This window comes from Streptomyces sp. NPDC054786, from assembly GCF_053611685.1.
Genome location: NZ_JBSHAW010000043.1, coordinates 50,844 through 65,763, shown reverse-complemented (window position 1 = coordinate 65,763; position 14,920 = coordinate 50,844). Strand labels below are relative to the sequence as shown.

Annotated in this window: 12 protein-coding genes and 1 pseudogene; 7 read left to right on the top strand and 6 right to left on the bottom strand. The window is 71.3% G+C overall.

Annotated elements, in window-relative coordinates; all coding sequences use genetic code 11:
* Positions 1-69 precede the first annotated feature (69 nt).
* Entirely contained in the window at positions 70-1,344 is a 1,275-nt protein-coding gene (locus tag ACWGI6_RS30575; protein ID WP_453270507.1) for an MFS transporter, read from the top strand.
* 213 nt (positions 1,345-1,557) lie between these two features.
* On the opposite strand, the gene ACWGI6_RS30570 is transcribed toward ACWGI6_RS30575, so the two are convergent.
* The 3 genes and pseudogenes from ACWGI6_RS30570 to ACWGI6_RS30560 form a co-directional block, all read right to left on the bottom strand.
* On the bottom strand, positions 1,558-1,908 hold the full coding sequence (locus ACWGI6_RS30570) for an antibiotic biosynthesis monooxygenase family protein (RefSeq protein WP_451816647.1): 351 nt from the start codon (positions 1,906-1,908) through the stop codon (positions 1,558-1,560).
* Positions 1,909-1,926: 18 nt separating this feature from the next.
* Positions 1,927-2,111: pseudogene (locus tag ACWGI6_RS30565) on the bottom strand (hypothetical protein); the annotation flags it as partial.
* Positions 2,112-2,219: 108 nt separating this feature from the next.
* Positions 2,220-2,666, bottom strand: a complete 447-nt coding sequence (locus tag ACWGI6_RS30560; RefSeq protein WP_453270506.1) for an anthrone oxygenase family protein — start codon at positions 2,664-2,666, stop codon at positions 2,220-2,222.
* 91 nt (positions 2,667-2,757) lie between these two features.
* Between ACWGI6_RS30560 and ACWGI6_RS30555 the strand changes: the two genes are divergently transcribed.
* Positions 2,758-3,336 (top strand): TetR/AcrR family transcriptional regulator, encoded by a 579-nt coding sequence (locus ACWGI6_RS30555; RefSeq protein ID WP_453270505.1) that lies wholly within the window; start codon positions 2,758-2,760, stop codon positions 3,334-3,336.
* Between the two features lie 335 nt (positions 3,337-3,671).
* On the top strand, positions 3,672-5,138 hold the full coding sequence (locus ACWGI6_RS30550) for an IPT/TIG domain-containing protein (protein ID WP_453270522.1): 1,467 nt from the start codon (positions 3,672-3,674) through the stop codon (positions 5,136-5,138).
* Positions 5,139-5,251: 113 nt separating this feature from the next.
* Here ACWGI6_RS30550 and ACWGI6_RS30545 read toward each other — a convergent pair whose 3' ends face one another.
* Positions 5,252-6,775, bottom strand: a complete 1,524-nt coding sequence (locus ACWGI6_RS30545; RefSeq protein ID WP_453270504.1) for a M81 family metallopeptidase — start codon at positions 6,773-6,775, stop codon at positions 5,252-5,254.
* Positions 6,776-6,825: 50 nt separating this feature from the next.
* Complete coding sequence (locus ACWGI6_RS30540; RefSeq protein WP_453270503.1) at positions 6,826-8,031, bottom strand: ROK family protein; 1,206 nt, start codon at positions 8,029-8,031, stop codon at positions 6,826-6,828.
* Between the two features lie 244 nt (positions 8,032-8,275).
* On the opposite strand from ACWGI6_RS30540, the gene ACWGI6_RS30535 reads away from it, so the two are divergent.
* From ACWGI6_RS30535 to ACWGI6_RS30520, 4 genes are read left to right on the top strand one after another with little or no spacing between them, the layout of a single operon-like run.
* Entirely contained in the window at positions 8,276-10,075 is a 1,800-nt protein-coding gene (locus ACWGI6_RS30535; RefSeq protein WP_453270502.1) for a peptide ABC transporter substrate-binding protein, read from the top strand.
* On the top strand, positions 10,072-11,022 hold the full coding sequence (locus ACWGI6_RS30530) for an ABC transporter permease (RefSeq protein WP_453270501.1): 951 nt from the start codon (positions 10,072-10,074) through the stop codon (positions 11,020-11,022). Before ACWGI6_RS30535 ends, ACWGI6_RS30530 begins: the two co-directional genes overlap by 4 nt.
* Entirely contained in the window at positions 11,019-11,915 is an 897-nt protein-coding gene (locus ACWGI6_RS30525) for an ABC transporter permease (protein WP_453270500.1), read from the top strand. The genes ACWGI6_RS30530 and ACWGI6_RS30525 overlap by 4 nt, the downstream gene beginning before the upstream one ends.
* A gap of 31 nt (positions 11,916-11,946) precedes the next feature.
* On the top strand, positions 11,947-14,070 hold the full coding sequence (locus tag ACWGI6_RS30520; RefSeq protein WP_453270499.1) for a dipeptide ABC transporter ATP-binding protein: 2,124 nt from the start codon (positions 11,947-11,949) through the stop codon (positions 14,068-14,070).
* Here ACWGI6_RS30520 and ACWGI6_RS30515 read toward each other — a convergent pair.
* Complete coding sequence (locus tag ACWGI6_RS30515) at positions 14,057-14,911, bottom strand: L,D-transpeptidase family protein (protein WP_453270498.1); 855 nt, start codon at positions 14,909-14,911, stop codon at positions 14,057-14,059. The two genes, ACWGI6_RS30520 and ACWGI6_RS30515, sit on opposite strands and share 14 nt — an antisense overlap.
* Positions 14,912-14,920: the final 9 nt, after the last annotated feature.

The following is a 14,920-nucleotide window of genomic DNA, read 5'->3' as shown; positions in this document are numbered from 1 at the left end:
CGATCGGCCCGAGCACCGCTTCCCGCCCTGCCGTCCGGCGCGCCCCCGCAGCGTGCTTTACTGCGGCGCGTGGCCCCTACAACGACCCCCGAGAAGAGCGAAATACCGCCGCGTTCCCGGATATTCGCCGATCTGACCCCGCTGCGCCTCTCCCCGGACTACCGCCGCCTGTGGTGCGGCAACACCATCTCCTGGATGGGCCAGCAGATGACCGCGCTCGCGGTCTCCCTGCAGGTCTACACCCTCACCCACTCCACCTTCGCGGTCGGCCTGGTGGGCCTGTGCTCGCTGGTCCCCCTGGTCGTCTTCGGGCTGTACGGCGGCGCCATCGCCGATACCGTCGACCGCCGCAAACTGGGCCTCTACAGCGCCGCGGGTGCCACCGCGATGTCCCTCACGCTGGCCACCGCCGCGGTGGCCGGATACCACCGGGTCTGGCTGCTCTACACCGTCGTCGCCTTCCAGGCCGTGTGCTTTGCGATGAACTCACCGGCCCGCTCGTCGATGATCCCGCGGCTGCTGCCCACCGAACAGTTGCCGGCGGCCAACGCCCTCAACTCTCTGACCGGCAATCTCGGTCTGATGGGCGGGCCGATGCTGGGCGGTGTCATCGTCGGTCTGTGGGGCTACCAGGCCGCGTATCTGATCGATGTGGCGGCCTTCAGCGGCTCGTTGTACGCAATGTGGCGGCTGCCGTCCATGCGCCCCGACCAGGGGGAGGGGCCGCGGCGCCGGGCCTCCGTACTGGACGGCCTGCGTTTCCTCGCCACCCGGCCGAATCTGCGGATGACGTTCTTCTCGGACCTGGCGGCGATGGTGCTCGCCCAGCCGCGCGCACTGTTCCCCGCGGTCGCGGTGCTCTGGTTCGGCGGTGACGCCAAGACCGTGGGCCTGCTGGTCGCCGCGCCCGCGGTGGGCGCCGTCCTGGGCGGGCTGTTCTCCGGCTGGCTCGGCGGGATCCGCCGGCACGGCCTTGCCATCCTGATCGCGGTGGCCGCCTGGGGCGCGGCCATCGCCTGCTTCGGACTCTCCCGGCAGCTGTGGCTCGGCCTCTTCTTCCTGGCCGTGGCCGGCTGTGCGGACACCGTCTCGATGGTGTTCCGCAGCACCATGCTGCAGGCCGCGACGCCGGACGCGATGCGCGGCCGGCTCCAGGGCGTCTTCATCGTCGTGGTCGCCGGCGGCCCGCGGCTGGGCGACTTCCTCGCCGGCTCGGCGGCCGACCTGACCTCCCCGGCGACCGCGGTGATCGGCGGCGGCCTGGCCTGCGTTCTGGTGGTGACCGGACTGGGCCTCGGCCGCCGCGCCTTCGCCCGCTACGACGCGCGGGATCCGCAGCCCTAGGAGGAGACACCCCTGGGGCGCGTATCGGGTCGTGATCAATGAGCGGGTTCTCCCCTCGTGCTGATCTTCGGCCCGGTGGATCGTCTTGCGTGACGCGTGCGCAGCTGACCGATGTGGAGTGGGAGTTCATCGAGCGGTACCTGCCGACCGGCGAGTACGGCTCGTACCCCGAGCGGTTGCGCCAGCAGTTCGAGGGCGTGGACAGCCGCCGTGTCATACGTCGATCTGCTCGAAGATGTGCGGGTACGACACGATGTCGTCGGGGAACTCGGCCGCCATGCGCTGGAACTCCGGGCTGCCGAACGCCGTGGCAAGCGCCTCGGTCGACTCCCAGACCGCGACGTTCATCAGAAGCTGACTGTCCGCCGTTCCCTTGTGCATCTGCAGGGAGACGAATCCCGGCTGAGCCTTCATGAACTCGGCCTGCCTGCGAAAGAGGGCCAGGAACGATTCAGTCCTCTCCTTCGGGACGAAGAAGGTGTTGGCCAGGACGATGGGCCCGGTCTTCTCCTTGAACTGCGCGAACATCGGCGTGTGCGGGTCGAGACTCTGCAGCTTGGCCATTTTCGGTACTTCCTCTCGCTATCGGTCAGTGGGTGTCGCTGGAGCCGCGTCCTGCGGATACCAGCGGAGTTCGAGGGTGTTGGTGTCCGGTCCTGGACGTAGACGGAGGTGGCGGTGCCGCGGGCACCGAAGCGCTGGACAGGGCCCTCCAGGACGGTGAAGGTGCCCGACTTGATGACCTCGTCCCAGTCGACCGGGTGCACGGCTGGAGCCTGCGGCGGTGGAGGCTTTCCTGACGCCTGCCGAGGAACTGCACTTCGGGCGCACGGCCGAGCGGTTGCGGCTGACGACCGGCGGGTGAGCCCGCGGGTTCAGGTGAGGGCGGCGACCAGCAGGGCGAAGGCGGCGATGATGACGGCGACGCGGACGTAGTGGAAGCGGTCCCAGCGGTTCATCTGCTGCTTCCAGTCGGCGGGCCGGTTGTCAGGGGTCCAGGTCTTGCCCCGGTTGTTGATCGGGACGAGCAGCAGAATCGACATGATCACGCTGAAGATCAGCAGCGCGCCGGCGGTGACGACGAGCCCGGTGCCGTGGTGGTGCCATCCGGCGATCGCCCAGACCGCGACGAGAACGAGAGAGCCGATGTACCAGACCGGCATCACGGCGCCGAGCATCCGGCCCCCGTGGGCGCGGCCGAGTTGGCCACTGTCGTCGGGGAGTGCGTTGAGGATCGGGTTGATGACGAAGGCGACGGAGAACTCCACCCCCACCATCACGCCGACGACCACCGTGGTGACGACCTCGAGTGCGTTGAGCATGATGACCCTCTCCGGAATCTAGTGTTGCTAGCCGATGAGGCAACGCTAGTACTTCTGCCGCTCGGTTGTCTAGCGGTGCTAGGATCGAATCATGTCGGTACAGGAACGCAAGGAGCGTGAACGGGCGGGCCGCGAACGTCTCATCGTGGCGACGGCCCGCGAACTCGCCGAGCAGCAGGGCTGGGACGCGGTCACCACCCGTCGGCTCGCCGAGCGCATCGAATACAGCCAGCCCGTCCTCTACAGCCACTTCCGCGGGAAGCGGGAGATCATCGGCGCCGTCGCCCTCGAGGGCGCCGCCGAGATGGCCGTGGCGGTGCGTGCCTCGGCCTCCAGCGCGAACAGCCCGCGCGAGCGGGTCGCCGCCCTCGCCCGCGCCTACCTCGACTTCGCCGAACGCAACCCGGCGGTCTACGACGCCATGTTCCAGCTCGACGGCGGCCTGGCGTTCGCGGACGAGGACACCCCGGAACCTCTCAAGGACGCCTTCGCCGCGCTGCTGGAGAGCCTGGGCGAGGTCGCCGGGGACGGCGTCCATCCGGGGCTGTTCACCGAGGTGTTCTGGGCGTCCCTGCACGGGCTGGCGACCCTGACCCGGGCGGGACGGCTGCCGCCGGAGGACACCGAGCCGAGGGTGGAGCTGCTGGTGGACCGGCTCGCCATGGTCTGACTGCATGCCCCGTCAGGGCGCTCCTTGCGAATGATCGGTGTAGCTCCTCCTGGAGCCCGCGCGGACAGGCGGCGTGGAAAGCCTCAGCGTCACGTGGCTCGGCGAACCGCACACGGATGACGAAGGGCCAACAAGGTGAACCTGGTCAACCGGAAGGCAGGAAAAGCACCGGACAACGCAGAGGGGAGGTCTGATGGTGCGCGATCCCATCTGACGGTCGGTTCGGAACAGATCTGCCCTGATGCTGCCGAAAGGCCGTCCCGCCTCCGCACCGGCACAACATCCGAGGAGCAGGAACGACGATGGCACCCGATCCGACAATCGCCCAGGTGACCATGACCCTGGCTGCTTTTGCAGCCACCGGGGCCACCCCGCGTCCGTCCGGGGAAACCCTGGAGCAACAGACCGCACGAATCATCACCGGCATCGACGCGCAACTGAACGATCCCAGCCTGGCGACGCAGGGCGCGTGGAAGCTGGTGTGGCTCGCCCTGAGCGAGGCCAACGCCAATATGGCCTACATCGCACAGAGCACCGACGGCTCGAACGAGTTCGCCGTGGTCGCTCGCGGAACGGACGCCGATCTGACCGACGTCCTCGAGGACCTCGACGTCGGCACAGTCGTCCCGTTCCCCGAAAGCGGATCGCCGAAGCCCGTCGCCGTTTCCAAGGGGGCGATGGATGCGTTCAACCGGGTTGTCAACGCCCGTTCGATCGCCTCACCCTCCCCGAATGTCACGCTCGTTCAGGCGCTCGCTGCCGCGATCAAGTCGGCGCCCTCCTCGCCGCAGCCGACCGTCTATCTGACCGGTCACAGCCTGGGCGGTTGCATCGCCACCATGCTCGCGCCGTACCTGCAGGCACAGACCTGGCCGAAGCAGCCGAAGTTCGCGGTGATCACCTATGCCGCTCCCACCGCCGGCGTGCAGAGCTTCGTCGACTACTTCGACTCCGTGCCGTGGGTCATCGACGAGCGCCAGAACAACGCCTACGACCTGGTACCGCACGCGTGGGCCGATCTCGACACCACCGCCGGCTGGTACCCGAGCCCGGGGCCGCAGGCGACCGAAGAAGTGAAGGTGCTCATCGGGGCGATCTCCAAGCGCACCAAGGGCAACGTCTATGTCCAGCCCGGCACGCTCTGCCTGATGAACACCGGATACACGAGCCTTGCCAAGAACCTGGTCAACAAGACCACCCAGGACTTTCTCGGCCAGGTCGCCTTCCAGCACGCCAACTCCACCTACCTGGACCTGGTGGGGGCGCCTGCCGTCCCTCCCGGGCCGGTGGTGACCGACGTGACCCCCACGTTCGGCGCATCAGGCGCCACGGTGACCATCAACGGCACCGGTTTCAGTCAGGACAGCATGGTCGACTTCGGCCAGTTCGCCTGCACCGAGCGCAAAGTCGACCCCTCCGGCATGAGGATCACCGCTCAGGTCCCCAACGGAACCGGCGTCGTCCACGTCCGGGTCACCAACACCCTCGGCACCTCCCCGGCCGTCGCGATGGGGCAGTTCGCCTATGGCGGACCGGCACCTGTGGTGGTCGGTGCGGTCAGCCCGACCAGCGGAAACGTCGGCACCCCGGTCACCATCAGCGGCTCGGGCTTCGCCAATGGCGCCACCGTGCACTTCAAGGACAAGGCGTCCGATTCGGTCAAGTTCGTCTCCACCGGCCAGATCATCGCCACCGCGCCCGGTCAGCTCGACGACCACCAGACGGTGAACATCACCGTGACGGTCGGCAAGGCCACCTCTCCCACCAGCCCGGCCGACGAGTTCACCTACACCGGACGGTAGCGTCCGCACGCCCCGTTCCCGGGGTGGCCCTTCGAGGGGCCCGGACCCTTGCCGCCGACCGGTCGAACCGTGCCCGGGCGGCCAGCGTTCGGCGGGACGTTGCGGCCCACTCGTCAGAGCAACGCCGGGGTCAGGTCCGGCTCCTCGAACCCCTCGTCGTCGAAGGGGTAGAGGGGGCGTTGCACCTTGTGGTGCCCGAGCCGGAGCAGATCCTGGTCCACCCCACCCGGGGTGAGCGCGAGCAGCCAGTCCGCCGCCATTGCGTGGAGTTCGGGCTCAAGATAGCCGATCTTGACGACCACCAGGTCGTAGGCCAGCGGGTCCAGCGCCCCGAAGTCCGCACGGGTGTGGAACGGCCGGCGGCGCTCGGTCAGCACCACCGTCACCCCGCCGCGGGTGACGGCCGCGGACCGGCTGCCCCCGTCGTAGGCCGGATTCCCCCGTGGCCCGCCGGATCCGGGGGCGGACCCGTCCTCCAGGGCGGTGACCGTGCCGGTCAGCTCGTAGGGCTCCGCATGGGGACCGGTACCCGCGCTGAACCGGCCGCCCACAGCGAGCGTGACCTCGCCGCCCACCCCGACACCGAAGCAGACGGCGACGGCCTCCGGGTCGGTGATGCCCGGGTGCAGTGCGGTGACCCGGCCACTCGCCAACTCCTCGTCGGCCAGCAGCCGGCCGAGCATGTACGCGAGGTCGCCGGCTCCGCCCGCGGTGGGGTTGTCGCCGGAGTCGCTGATCAGGAACGGGCGGGCCGAGGAGGCGACGGCGCGGGCGATACAGCTGTCCGCGTCGCCCGTCGGGCCGACGAAGACGAAGTCCCGGCGCACGTTCCAGTACGCGCGGGCCAGTGCCCCGGCCTGCGCCACGGCGAGTTCCGGATCGTCCGCGGTGACCACCACCGCGGCCCGGCAGCGCTCCTCGTCGGCCCAGGCATACCCCACCCAGATGGCCGCGTCCACGACCCTGTCGAGGGCCTCGACCGAGGCCAGCCGGCCGTAGAGCGACCTGGCCGGCTCCAGCCGGGTGCTGGTCTTCTCGCCGGGGAGGAGGACCGGAATCTGCACCCAGGCCCGGTGCGGGCGGCCCGTCCCGTGGACCAGTCGTTCCACGAGCTTGCGGGCGGCCCGCTCCCGGGTCTCCCAGGCGTCCTCGTGCGGGGCCATACGGTGCGCGGTGAGCAGATCGAGCTGCGCGGCGAAGCGCCGCGAGACATTGCCGTGCAGATCCATGGCGGCCGAAATCAGGGTGCCGGGGCCGGTCGCGGCCCGTACCGCGTCCGTCAGATCGGCCTCCGCGTCGTCCAGTCCGACCACGCTCATGGCGCCGTGGATGTCGTACACCAGCCCGTCCAGTGGCCCCGACTCCCGGATTCTTTCGGTCAGTTCACCCTTGATGCGCTCGTAGGTGGCGTGCTCGACCGGCCCGCCGGGCACCGCGACGGCATGCACCAGCGGCACCCACTCGACCAGCTCGCCCAGTGCGTCGTCCGGCCGGGTCCAGGTGTAGCGGTCCAGCAGGGCGCGCCCCCGGGTGACGCGGAAGTCGTCGTAGGCCGAGCGATGCGGGCAGAACTGGCTGGACTCGATGGCCATGCCGCCGATGCCGATGCGGAAACGGCGGCTGATGGGTGAGGGCATGGGGCGCACCTTCCGTGGGGCGATCCTGAGGCGGGGTGTGCGAGCGGCGGTCAGCCGCGCCCGGCGGCCGGCGAGGGTGCTCCGTCCGCAGCGGCGGGCGAGGGCGGTCCGTTCGCAGCGGCCGGCCGGCGCAGCACGGCATGACCGGCGCCCAGCAGCCCCGCGTCCGGGCCGCAGACGGCGGCGGTGATGGTGAGTTCGCTGGTGGCCATCGGCAGACAGCGCTCGTAGAGCGTGCCGCGTACGGCCGCCACCAGTGGCTGGGCGCCGGAGAGCGCGCCGCCGAGGATCACCGCCTCGGGGTTGAAGAAGTTCACGACGACGGCGAGCACCGCGCCGATGTCCCGGCCGGCCTGGCGCACCAGTGTGGTGGCCTGCGGTTCGCCGTTCTCGACCAGCCGGAGAATGTCGGTCGCCGAGTCGACGGCGAGGCCCTTGCCGCGCAGCGCGGCGGCGATCGCGGCGCCGCTCGCCACGGTCTCCAGACACCCGATGTTGCCGCAGGAACAGGGGAGTTGGGTGCTCCCGTCCACCCGGACATGGCTGATGTCACCGGCCGAGCCACGCGCCCCGCGGTGCAGCCGGCCGTCGCTGATGACACCCGAACCGATCCCGCGGCCCGCCTTGACGACGACCAGATGGCGCCGGGTGGGGTGGGCGGCGCGATGTTCGCCCAGCGCCATCATGTTGGCGTCGTTGTCGAGCAGCACCGGCAGGCCGAGGCGGTCCGCCAGCCGGTCGCGCAGCGGGAACAGATGCCAGCCGGGCATCCGGGACGGGGCGATGATCCGAGCGCCGTCCGCATCGACCGGGCCGGGGAAGCCGACCCCGACCCCACGCACCGTACGGCCGGCCGCACGCTGCCGCTCGGCCAGCGCCGCCAGCTGCCCGGCCAGCGCGTCCAGGGCGGGTTCGGGCCCGGCGGTCAGATCGACGGCATGCTCGTCGAGATCGCGTGCGTCGCCGGTCAGCCCCACCGCGCCGGTGCGGATGTGATGGCTGCCCAGGTCGGCGGCGAGCGCGACGGCTCCCTGGTCCGCGACCCGGAGCAGTCGTGGGCGCCGGCCGCCGCGCGAGGCGCCCTCGCCGGATTCGGCCAGCAGCCCGGCCTCGACGAGTTCCTGGACGCGGAGGGAGACGGTGGACGCGGCGAGCCCGAGTTCGCGTACCAGGTCCGCGCGGGAGGCGGCGGAGCCGTTCGCGACGAGTTCGAGGACATGCGCGGCGGAGCCGGGCTGCTCCTCGGAGGCGGTCATGGGGGCACCTTTCCCGGTGCGGGCGACGGGCGGGACGGGGAGATGGGCGGCGGCGCGGGTGGGACGCGCCGGGGTGAGGGAGGCGGTCCCTCGGGACAACTTGGTTCGCTGATCGAAGGAAGTCGGGTGGTCAACTCGCCGACAGTAGACCGCAGTCGGTGTTGTTTCGCCAAGGTCTTGACTTCTTTTCCCGGCCCTCCGTACTTTGCTCGCACTCTTCGACCGGCGATATCCCGGAGGCGGCATGGGTCTGCGCAGTACACGCATCCGCGGGCCCCTGGGGCGGGCGGTCGCTGCCGTCCTGCTCGGTGTCTTCGCGCTCGTCGGCTGTGACCCGACTGGCAACGTTGTCACCGACCTTGGCGCCACCGGCGGTACGCCCGTCGACGGCGGCACCGCCACCATGGCCCTGCCGCCCGCGGCCACCCCCAACTGGATCTTTCCCATCGGCGCCCCCGGCTATCTGGCCACGTACAACAGCGCCATCCAGAACCTGCTGTTCCTGCCGCTGTTCGCACCCGAGCGGAAGGGCGATGCGCTGACCATGGACTCGCCCCGCGGCCTCGCGGAACCGCCCCGCTACAGCGACCGGAACACCACCGTCACCATCACGCTGAAGAAGGGCTACGAGTGGTCCGACGGACAGCCCGTCACCACCCGCGATGTGAAGTTCTGGTTCGATCTGATCCGGCACAACAAGCAGGACTGGGCGGGGTATTCGCCGAAGCTGATGCCGGACGACGTCAAGGCCTTCGAGACCGTCGACGACCGCACCTTCCGCCTCCGGCTGGACCGCGCCTACAACCCGGCGTGGTTCACCGCCAACGAACTCCAGGACTTCGTCGCCCTCCCCGTGCACGCCTGGAACCCGGGTCACCAGAGCCCCGAGCGGGCCTTCGCCCGGCTGATGCGGCATGCCAGGCAGTTCTCGCAGTTCGCCACGGATCCGCTCTGGAAGACCGTCAACGGGCCCTGGCGCATCGCGCAATGGACCACGGCGGGACAGGTCTCCCTGGTCCCCAACCGGTCGTACCGCGGGCCCGACCGGCCCCGTCTCGACCGCGTGGTCCTCAAGCCCTTCACAACCGCCGACTCCGAATTCAATGTGCTGCGCGCCGGCGGCATCGACTACGGCTACATCCCGCCCGCCGTCATGGCGCAGTCCGCGAAATTCAGGGAGCGGGGCTATCGCATCGACCCGTGGGAAGGCTGGGCGGTCACCTATATCGTCCTCAACTTCCAGCACCCCACGGCCGGACCACTGCTGCGCCAGACGTATCTGCGCCAGGCGCTCCAGCACCTGATCGACCAGAAGTCGATCTCCCGGGTGATCTGGCACGGCAGCGCCGCCCCCACCCTCGGCCCGGTCCCCGCAGGCCTCCTCGACCGCGACCCGTACCCGTACGACCCGCTGCGGGCGAAGGCGCTGCTTGCCGGGCACGGCTGGGCCGACCGGGACGGCACGCTGCGCTGCACCCGGCCGGGACACGGCCCGGGGGAGTGCGGGGCGGGCATCGAGGGCGGCCGGGAACTGCGGCTCACGCTGCTCTCCCAGTCCGGCTCGACCGAGACCTCCAACACCATGCAGGCCGTCAAGTCCGAATTCGGCAAGGCCGGCATCGCCCTCGACGTCCGGCAGCAGCCGCTGAACACCGTCCTGGGCACCACCGTCCCCTGCCGGAAGACCGAGCCGCTCTGCGCACAGTGGCAGCTCGGCTTCTTCGGTACCCAGGGCAGCTGGTACTTCCCGCCGGACCCCAGCGGCGAAAAGCTCTTCGCCACCGGCGCCCCCTCCAACATGGGCAACTGGTCCGATCCGCGCACCGACCGGCTCATCCGGGCCACCGAGTACTCCGATGCCCCGGCCGCGATGCGCACCTACGGACGTGAGGTGGCCCGGCAGCTCCCGGTCCTGTGGACCCCCAACCCCGCCTACCAGGTCTCCGTCATCCGCAACGATCTGCGGGGCGTCGACCAGAACCCGACCCTCTCCCTCGCACCGCAGAACTGGTACTTCGTGAAGAAGGGCGGGGCCGGCCGATGATCCGCTTCCTGGCCAAGCGCCTTGCGCAGGCCCTCGTCGTGCTGCTGCTGGTCTCCGTCATCGTCTTCGTCCTCCTGCACCTGCTCCCCGGCGGACCGGGCCGCGCCATCCTCGGCATCCAGGCCACGCCGGAGTCCCTCGCCCACTTCAACCATCAGCAGGGGTACGACCGTTCCCTGCCCGAGCAGTACGTCCGGTACCTGGGGCGGCTGCTCACCGGCGACCTCGGCGAGTCCTACAAACTCAACCGGAGCGTCGCCGCCCTGCTCGCCGAGCGACTGCCCAAGACCGCCCTGCTGGCCGGCCTCGCCGTCGGGCTCGCCGCGCTGCTGGCCGTCCCGCTCGGCATCCTGCAGGCCGTGCACCGGGGAAAGGCGGCCGACCACGTCCTGACCGGTGCGGCCTTCCTCGCCTACGCCACCCCGGTGTTCTTCCTCGGCCTGGTGCTCCTCCTCGTCTTCAGCCAGCAGCTGCCCCTGCTGCCCGCCGAGGCGCCGCAGGCCGACACGGTCGGCGGCGTCCTCGCCGACCCGCCGGCGCTCGTCCTTCCCGTCGTGACCGCCGCACTCGGCATCATCGCCGCCTTCAGCCGCTATATGCGCTCCGCCGTCCTCGACAACCTCGGCGAGGACTACGTACGCACCGCACGCGCCAAGGGCCAGTCGGACGCCCGCATCATGGCCCGGCACGTCCTGCGCAACGCTCTCATCCCGCTGGCCACCCTCCTCGGCCTCTACCTCCCCACCCTCTTCAGCGGCACCCTCGTCATCGAGTCGATGTTCAACTACCCGGGGATGGGGCTGCTGTTCTGGAACGCCGCCCAGAGCTCGGACTTCCCCGTCCTGCTCGGCGTCACCCTCGTCGTCGGCGTCGCCACCGTCCTCGGCTCCCTGATCACCGACCTCGCCTATGCCGTCCTCGACCCGCGCATCAGGAGCGTGACGTGACGACCACCGCCCTCGACGCCACGCAGCCCGACGCGGCCCTGGCCACCCCCGGCCTGGCCCGCCGCACGCTCGCCGTCTTCGCCCGCAACAAGCTCGCCCTCGCCGGCGCCCTGGTGCTGCTGGCCCTGTTCGCCTTCTGCTTCCTCGGGCCGCTGGTCCACCCCACCGACCAGATCCACACCGATCTCTCCCAGGCCAACCGCGCCCCCGGTCCAGGCCACCTGCTGGGCACCACCGACCTCGGCTACGACCTGTTCGGCCGGCTGATGTACGGCGGCCGGACCTCCCTCGAAGTCGGGCTGGCCGCCGGGCTGTTGGCAACCCTCTTCGGGACGGTCTACGGCTCGGTCGCCGGCTACTTCGGCGGATGGGCGGACGCCGTGATGATGCGGATCACCGACGCCGCGCTCGCCATCCCCGCGCTCTTCCTGCTCGTCGTGGTCGCCACCATCGTCACCCCCAGCAAGCCCGTGCTCATCCTGGTCATCGCCTCCGTCGCCTGGCTCTCCCCGGCCAGGCTCATCCGGGGCGAGGCACTGGCGCTGCGCAGCCGCGACTACATCCATGCGATGCGGCTGATGGGCGGCGGCGGAGGGCGGGCCGTCTTCCGGCACATCGTCCCCAACGCCGTCGGCACCGTCATCGTCAACGCCACCTTCCAGGTGGCCGACGCCATCCTGTACGTCGCCTATCTGTCCTTCCTGGGCCTGTCCATCCCGCCGCCCGCCGCCGACTGGGGCTCCCTGCTCTCCGCCGGCATCACCTACACCCAGGTCGGCTACTGGTGGCTGATCTTCCCGCCGGGCCTGGCGATCGTGCTGGTCGTCGCCGCCCTCCACTGCATCGGGGACGGTCTGCGGGACGCCTTCGACGTACGGCTGCAGAAGAACTGACGCGGTTTCGGAAGAAGCGAGGACCCACACCATGACCGACTCGCTCCTGCGGATCGAGGATCTGCATGTCGAGATCGCCGGCCGCGGCCGCACCGTCCATGCCCTTGACGGCATCGACCTCGCCGTCGCCCCTGGTGAAGCGCTCGGCATCGTCGGCGAATCAGGCTGCGGCAAGACCATGACCGCGCTGTCCGTCCTCGGCCTGCTGCCGCCCGGCGGGAAGATCACCGGCGGCCGGATCCTGTTCGAGGGCACCGACCTCGCCGCCGCCCGGGAACCCGTACTGCGGGATGTCCGCGGGAACACCGTCGGAATGGTCTTCCAGGACCCGCTGAGCTCCCTCAACCCCACCCTCACCATCGGCGCTCAGGTCGCCGAACCCCTGCTGCTGCACCGGCGGATGACCAGGGCCGAGGCCTGGGCCAAGGCCGAGGAGACCCTGCGGCTGGTCGGCATGCCGCGCCCCGCCGAGCGGCTGAAGAGCTACCCCCACCAGCTCAGCGGCGGGATGCGGCAGCGCGTGGCGATCGCCATGGCGCTGGTCTGCGAGCCCCGGCTGCTGATCGCCGACGAACCGACCACCGCCCTCGACGTCACCACCCAGCACCAGATCCTCGAACTCATCGACGAGCTGCGCGCCCGCCTCGGCATGGCGATGATCCTGGTCACCCACGACCTCGGCGTGATCGCCCGCCGGGTCGACCGGGTCGCGGTGATGTACGGCGGCCGGATCGCCGAACGGGCCGCGGTCCGCCCGCTGTTCGCCGCCCCACGGCATCGCTACACCCAGGCGCTGTTCGCGGCTCTCCCCGAACTCCCCCGGCGGCCGGCCGACGGGGGGACCGGCGACGGCCGGGGGAGTGCCCCCCTCGCCGGCGACGCCCGGCAGCCGCTGGCCACCCTCCCCGGCCTGCCGCCGTCCCTCGTCACCCGCCCCGTCGGTTGCCGCTTCGCCCCACGCTGCGGCTTCGCCACCGACATCTGCCGGGCCGCCGAGCCGGATCTCACCGACGGCCTCGACGGCACCACGCCCGCCACCACGGCCCATGCCTTCGCCTGCTTCCACCCCGCCGGCCCGGCCCCCGGTGCCGACCCGGCCGCCGAGCTGCGCCCGCCGGTGCCCACCGCGCCCCCGGTACGGACGGCGGAACCGCTGCTGAGGCTCGCCGACGTCAGCAAGACCTACCCGCTGCACGGCGGGCTCTTCGGCCACCGCACACCGGGCCGCAAGGGCGCCGCCGAGGTCAGCGCGGTGGCCGGCATCTCGCTCACCGTCCGGCGCGGCGAGACCTTCGGCATCGTGGGGGAGTCCGGCTGCGGCAAGTCCACGCTCGGCCGGCTGGCCGTCGGCCTGGAGACGCCGACCGCCGGCACCGTCCACTTCGCCGGCCGCGACATCAGCACGCTGAACAAGCGCGAGCTGCGTGCCCACCGGCGCCACGTCCAGCTGATGTTCCAGGACTCCTACGCGTCCATGGACCCGCGGATGCGGGTGGGCGCCGTACTGCGCGAACCGCTGGTCATCCAGGGCATCGGCGACGGGGCCGAGCAGCGGCGGCGGATCGCCGGTCTGCTGGACGACGTCGGGCTGCCGCGCGGCGCGGTGGACCGTTATCCGCACGAATTCTCCGGCGGCCAGCGCCAGCGCCTCGGTCTGGCCCGCGCCCTGGCCCTGGCCCCGTCCCTGGTCGTCGCCGATGAGCCGGTCTCCGCGCTCGATGTCTCCGTCCAGGCGCAGATCCTCAACCTCATGCGCGCGCTGCAGCGCGACAAGGGGATCGGCTATCTCTTCATCTCGCACGACCTGGCGGTGGTGCGGCATCTCGCGGACTCGGTCGGTGTGATGTACCTCGGCAAGCTCGTGGAGACCGGCCCCGCCGACCAGGTCCTCGCCCGCCCCCTGCACCCCTATACCCGGGGGCTGCTGGACACCGTCAACGCCCCCGACCCGGACGCCGCCCCGGCCGGCACCCCGCTCGGCGGCGAGACCCCGTCGGCCGCCGCTCCGCCCTCCGGCTGCCGCTTCCGCACCCGCTGCCCCGTCGCGACCGGTCTCTGCGCGACCACGGAGCCGCCGCCGGCCGAGCCGGAGACCGCGGGACACCGGGTGGCCTGCCACTTCCCGCTCACCGGGGAAGCCGTCAGTAACGGGTGAGGGCGGTCGGGCCGTACGCCGTGCCGATGGCGATATGCGGATGCGCGGACGGCCGGACCCAGGACAGGATCCGGGCCATCGCCGCGGCCGGTACGGAGACACAGCCGGCCGTGGCGCCCTTCCCGTTGATGTGGAGGAAGATCCCGGCGCCGCGGCCGTGCACCGGACGGTGGGTGTTGAAGCCGATGACCAGGGCCCGGGCGTACTGCGTGGGATGGTCCGCCAGCCGTTCGGACTCGCCGGCCGCGCAGTCCGGCGGCAGTGGCGCCACCCAGCGGTTGTAGGAGGCGGAGGCGTTGTCCTCGCACCACCAGGAGTCCGCGCCGACCCGGCGGTAGGGGACGGTGGTGCCGGGTGGTGGCGGGGCGGTCCCGAAGGCGAACGGCAGGTCGTAGAGCCCGGTCGGGGTGGTCGAGGTGCCCTGCACCCGGGTGCTGCCCTCGGTCAGCCCGCCGGCTCCGAAGCGGGCCGGCGCCCAACCGGCCTGCCGCCAGCGGCCGTTGTGCCGCTGCCACCACCTCACGGTCCCGGTGGTGGCGCCCGTCGTGGCCGCACGGGCGGTGAGGAGCTGATCGCCGCCGCCGGTGTCGGCCATGAGGACGGGAAGGGGGACGCGGTCGACGGGAGGGACGGCGGGCGCCGCGGTCGCGGGGGCGGGCCCGGCGAGCACGAGCGGCGCCACGGCGACCGCCGACAGCAGCGCCGCGCCCCGGACCCGGAGCCGGGCAGCGACCCGGACCCGGGCCGGGACCCGGAGCCGGGCCGCCCGGACCGTGCTCCCGGCCGCGGCCGTGGTCCCGGCAGTGGCCGGGCGCGTCGCCCCTGTACGCATCATCGGCATGACCGCAAT

Coding starts and splice junctions, on each gene's coding strand:
- ACWGI6_RS30570 (WP_451816647.1), bottom strand. CDS start 1,908: ATGGCCAAGCTGCAGAGTCTCGACCCGCACACGCCGATGTTCGCGCAG.
- ACWGI6_RS30560 (WP_453270506.1), bottom strand. CDS start 2,666: ATGCTCAACGCACTCGAGGTCGTCACCACGGTGGTCGTCGGCGTGATG.
- ACWGI6_RS30555 (WP_453270505.1), top strand. CDS start 2,758: ATGTCGGTACAGGAACGCAAGGAGCGTGAACGGGCGGGCCGCGAACGT.
- ACWGI6_RS30550 (WP_453270522.1), top strand. CDS start 3,672: ATGACCCTGGCTGCTTTTGCAGCCACCGGGGCCACCCCGCGTCCGTCC.
- ACWGI6_RS30545 (WP_453270504.1), bottom strand. CDS start 6,775: ATGCCCTCACCCATCAGCCGCCGTTTCCGCATCGGCATCGGCGGCATG.
- ACWGI6_RS30540 (WP_453270503.1), bottom strand. CDS start 8,031: ATGACCGCCTCCGAGGAGCAGCCCGGCTCCGCCGCGCATGTCCTCGAA.
- ACWGI6_RS30535 (WP_453270502.1), top strand. CDS start 8,276: ATGGGTCTGCGCAGTACACGCATCCGCGGGCCCCTGGGGCGGGCGGTC.
- ACWGI6_RS30530 (WP_453270501.1), top strand. CDS start 10,072: ATGATCCGCTTCCTGGCCAAGCGCCTTGCGCAGGCCCTCGTCGTGCTG.
- ACWGI6_RS30520 (WP_453270499.1), top strand. CDS start 11,947: ATGACCGACTCGCTCCTGCGGATCGAGGATCTGCATGTCGAGATCGCC.
- ACWGI6_RS30515 (WP_453270498.1), bottom strand. CDS start 14,911: ATGCCGATGATGCGTACAGGGGCGACGCGCCCGGCCACTGCCGGGACC.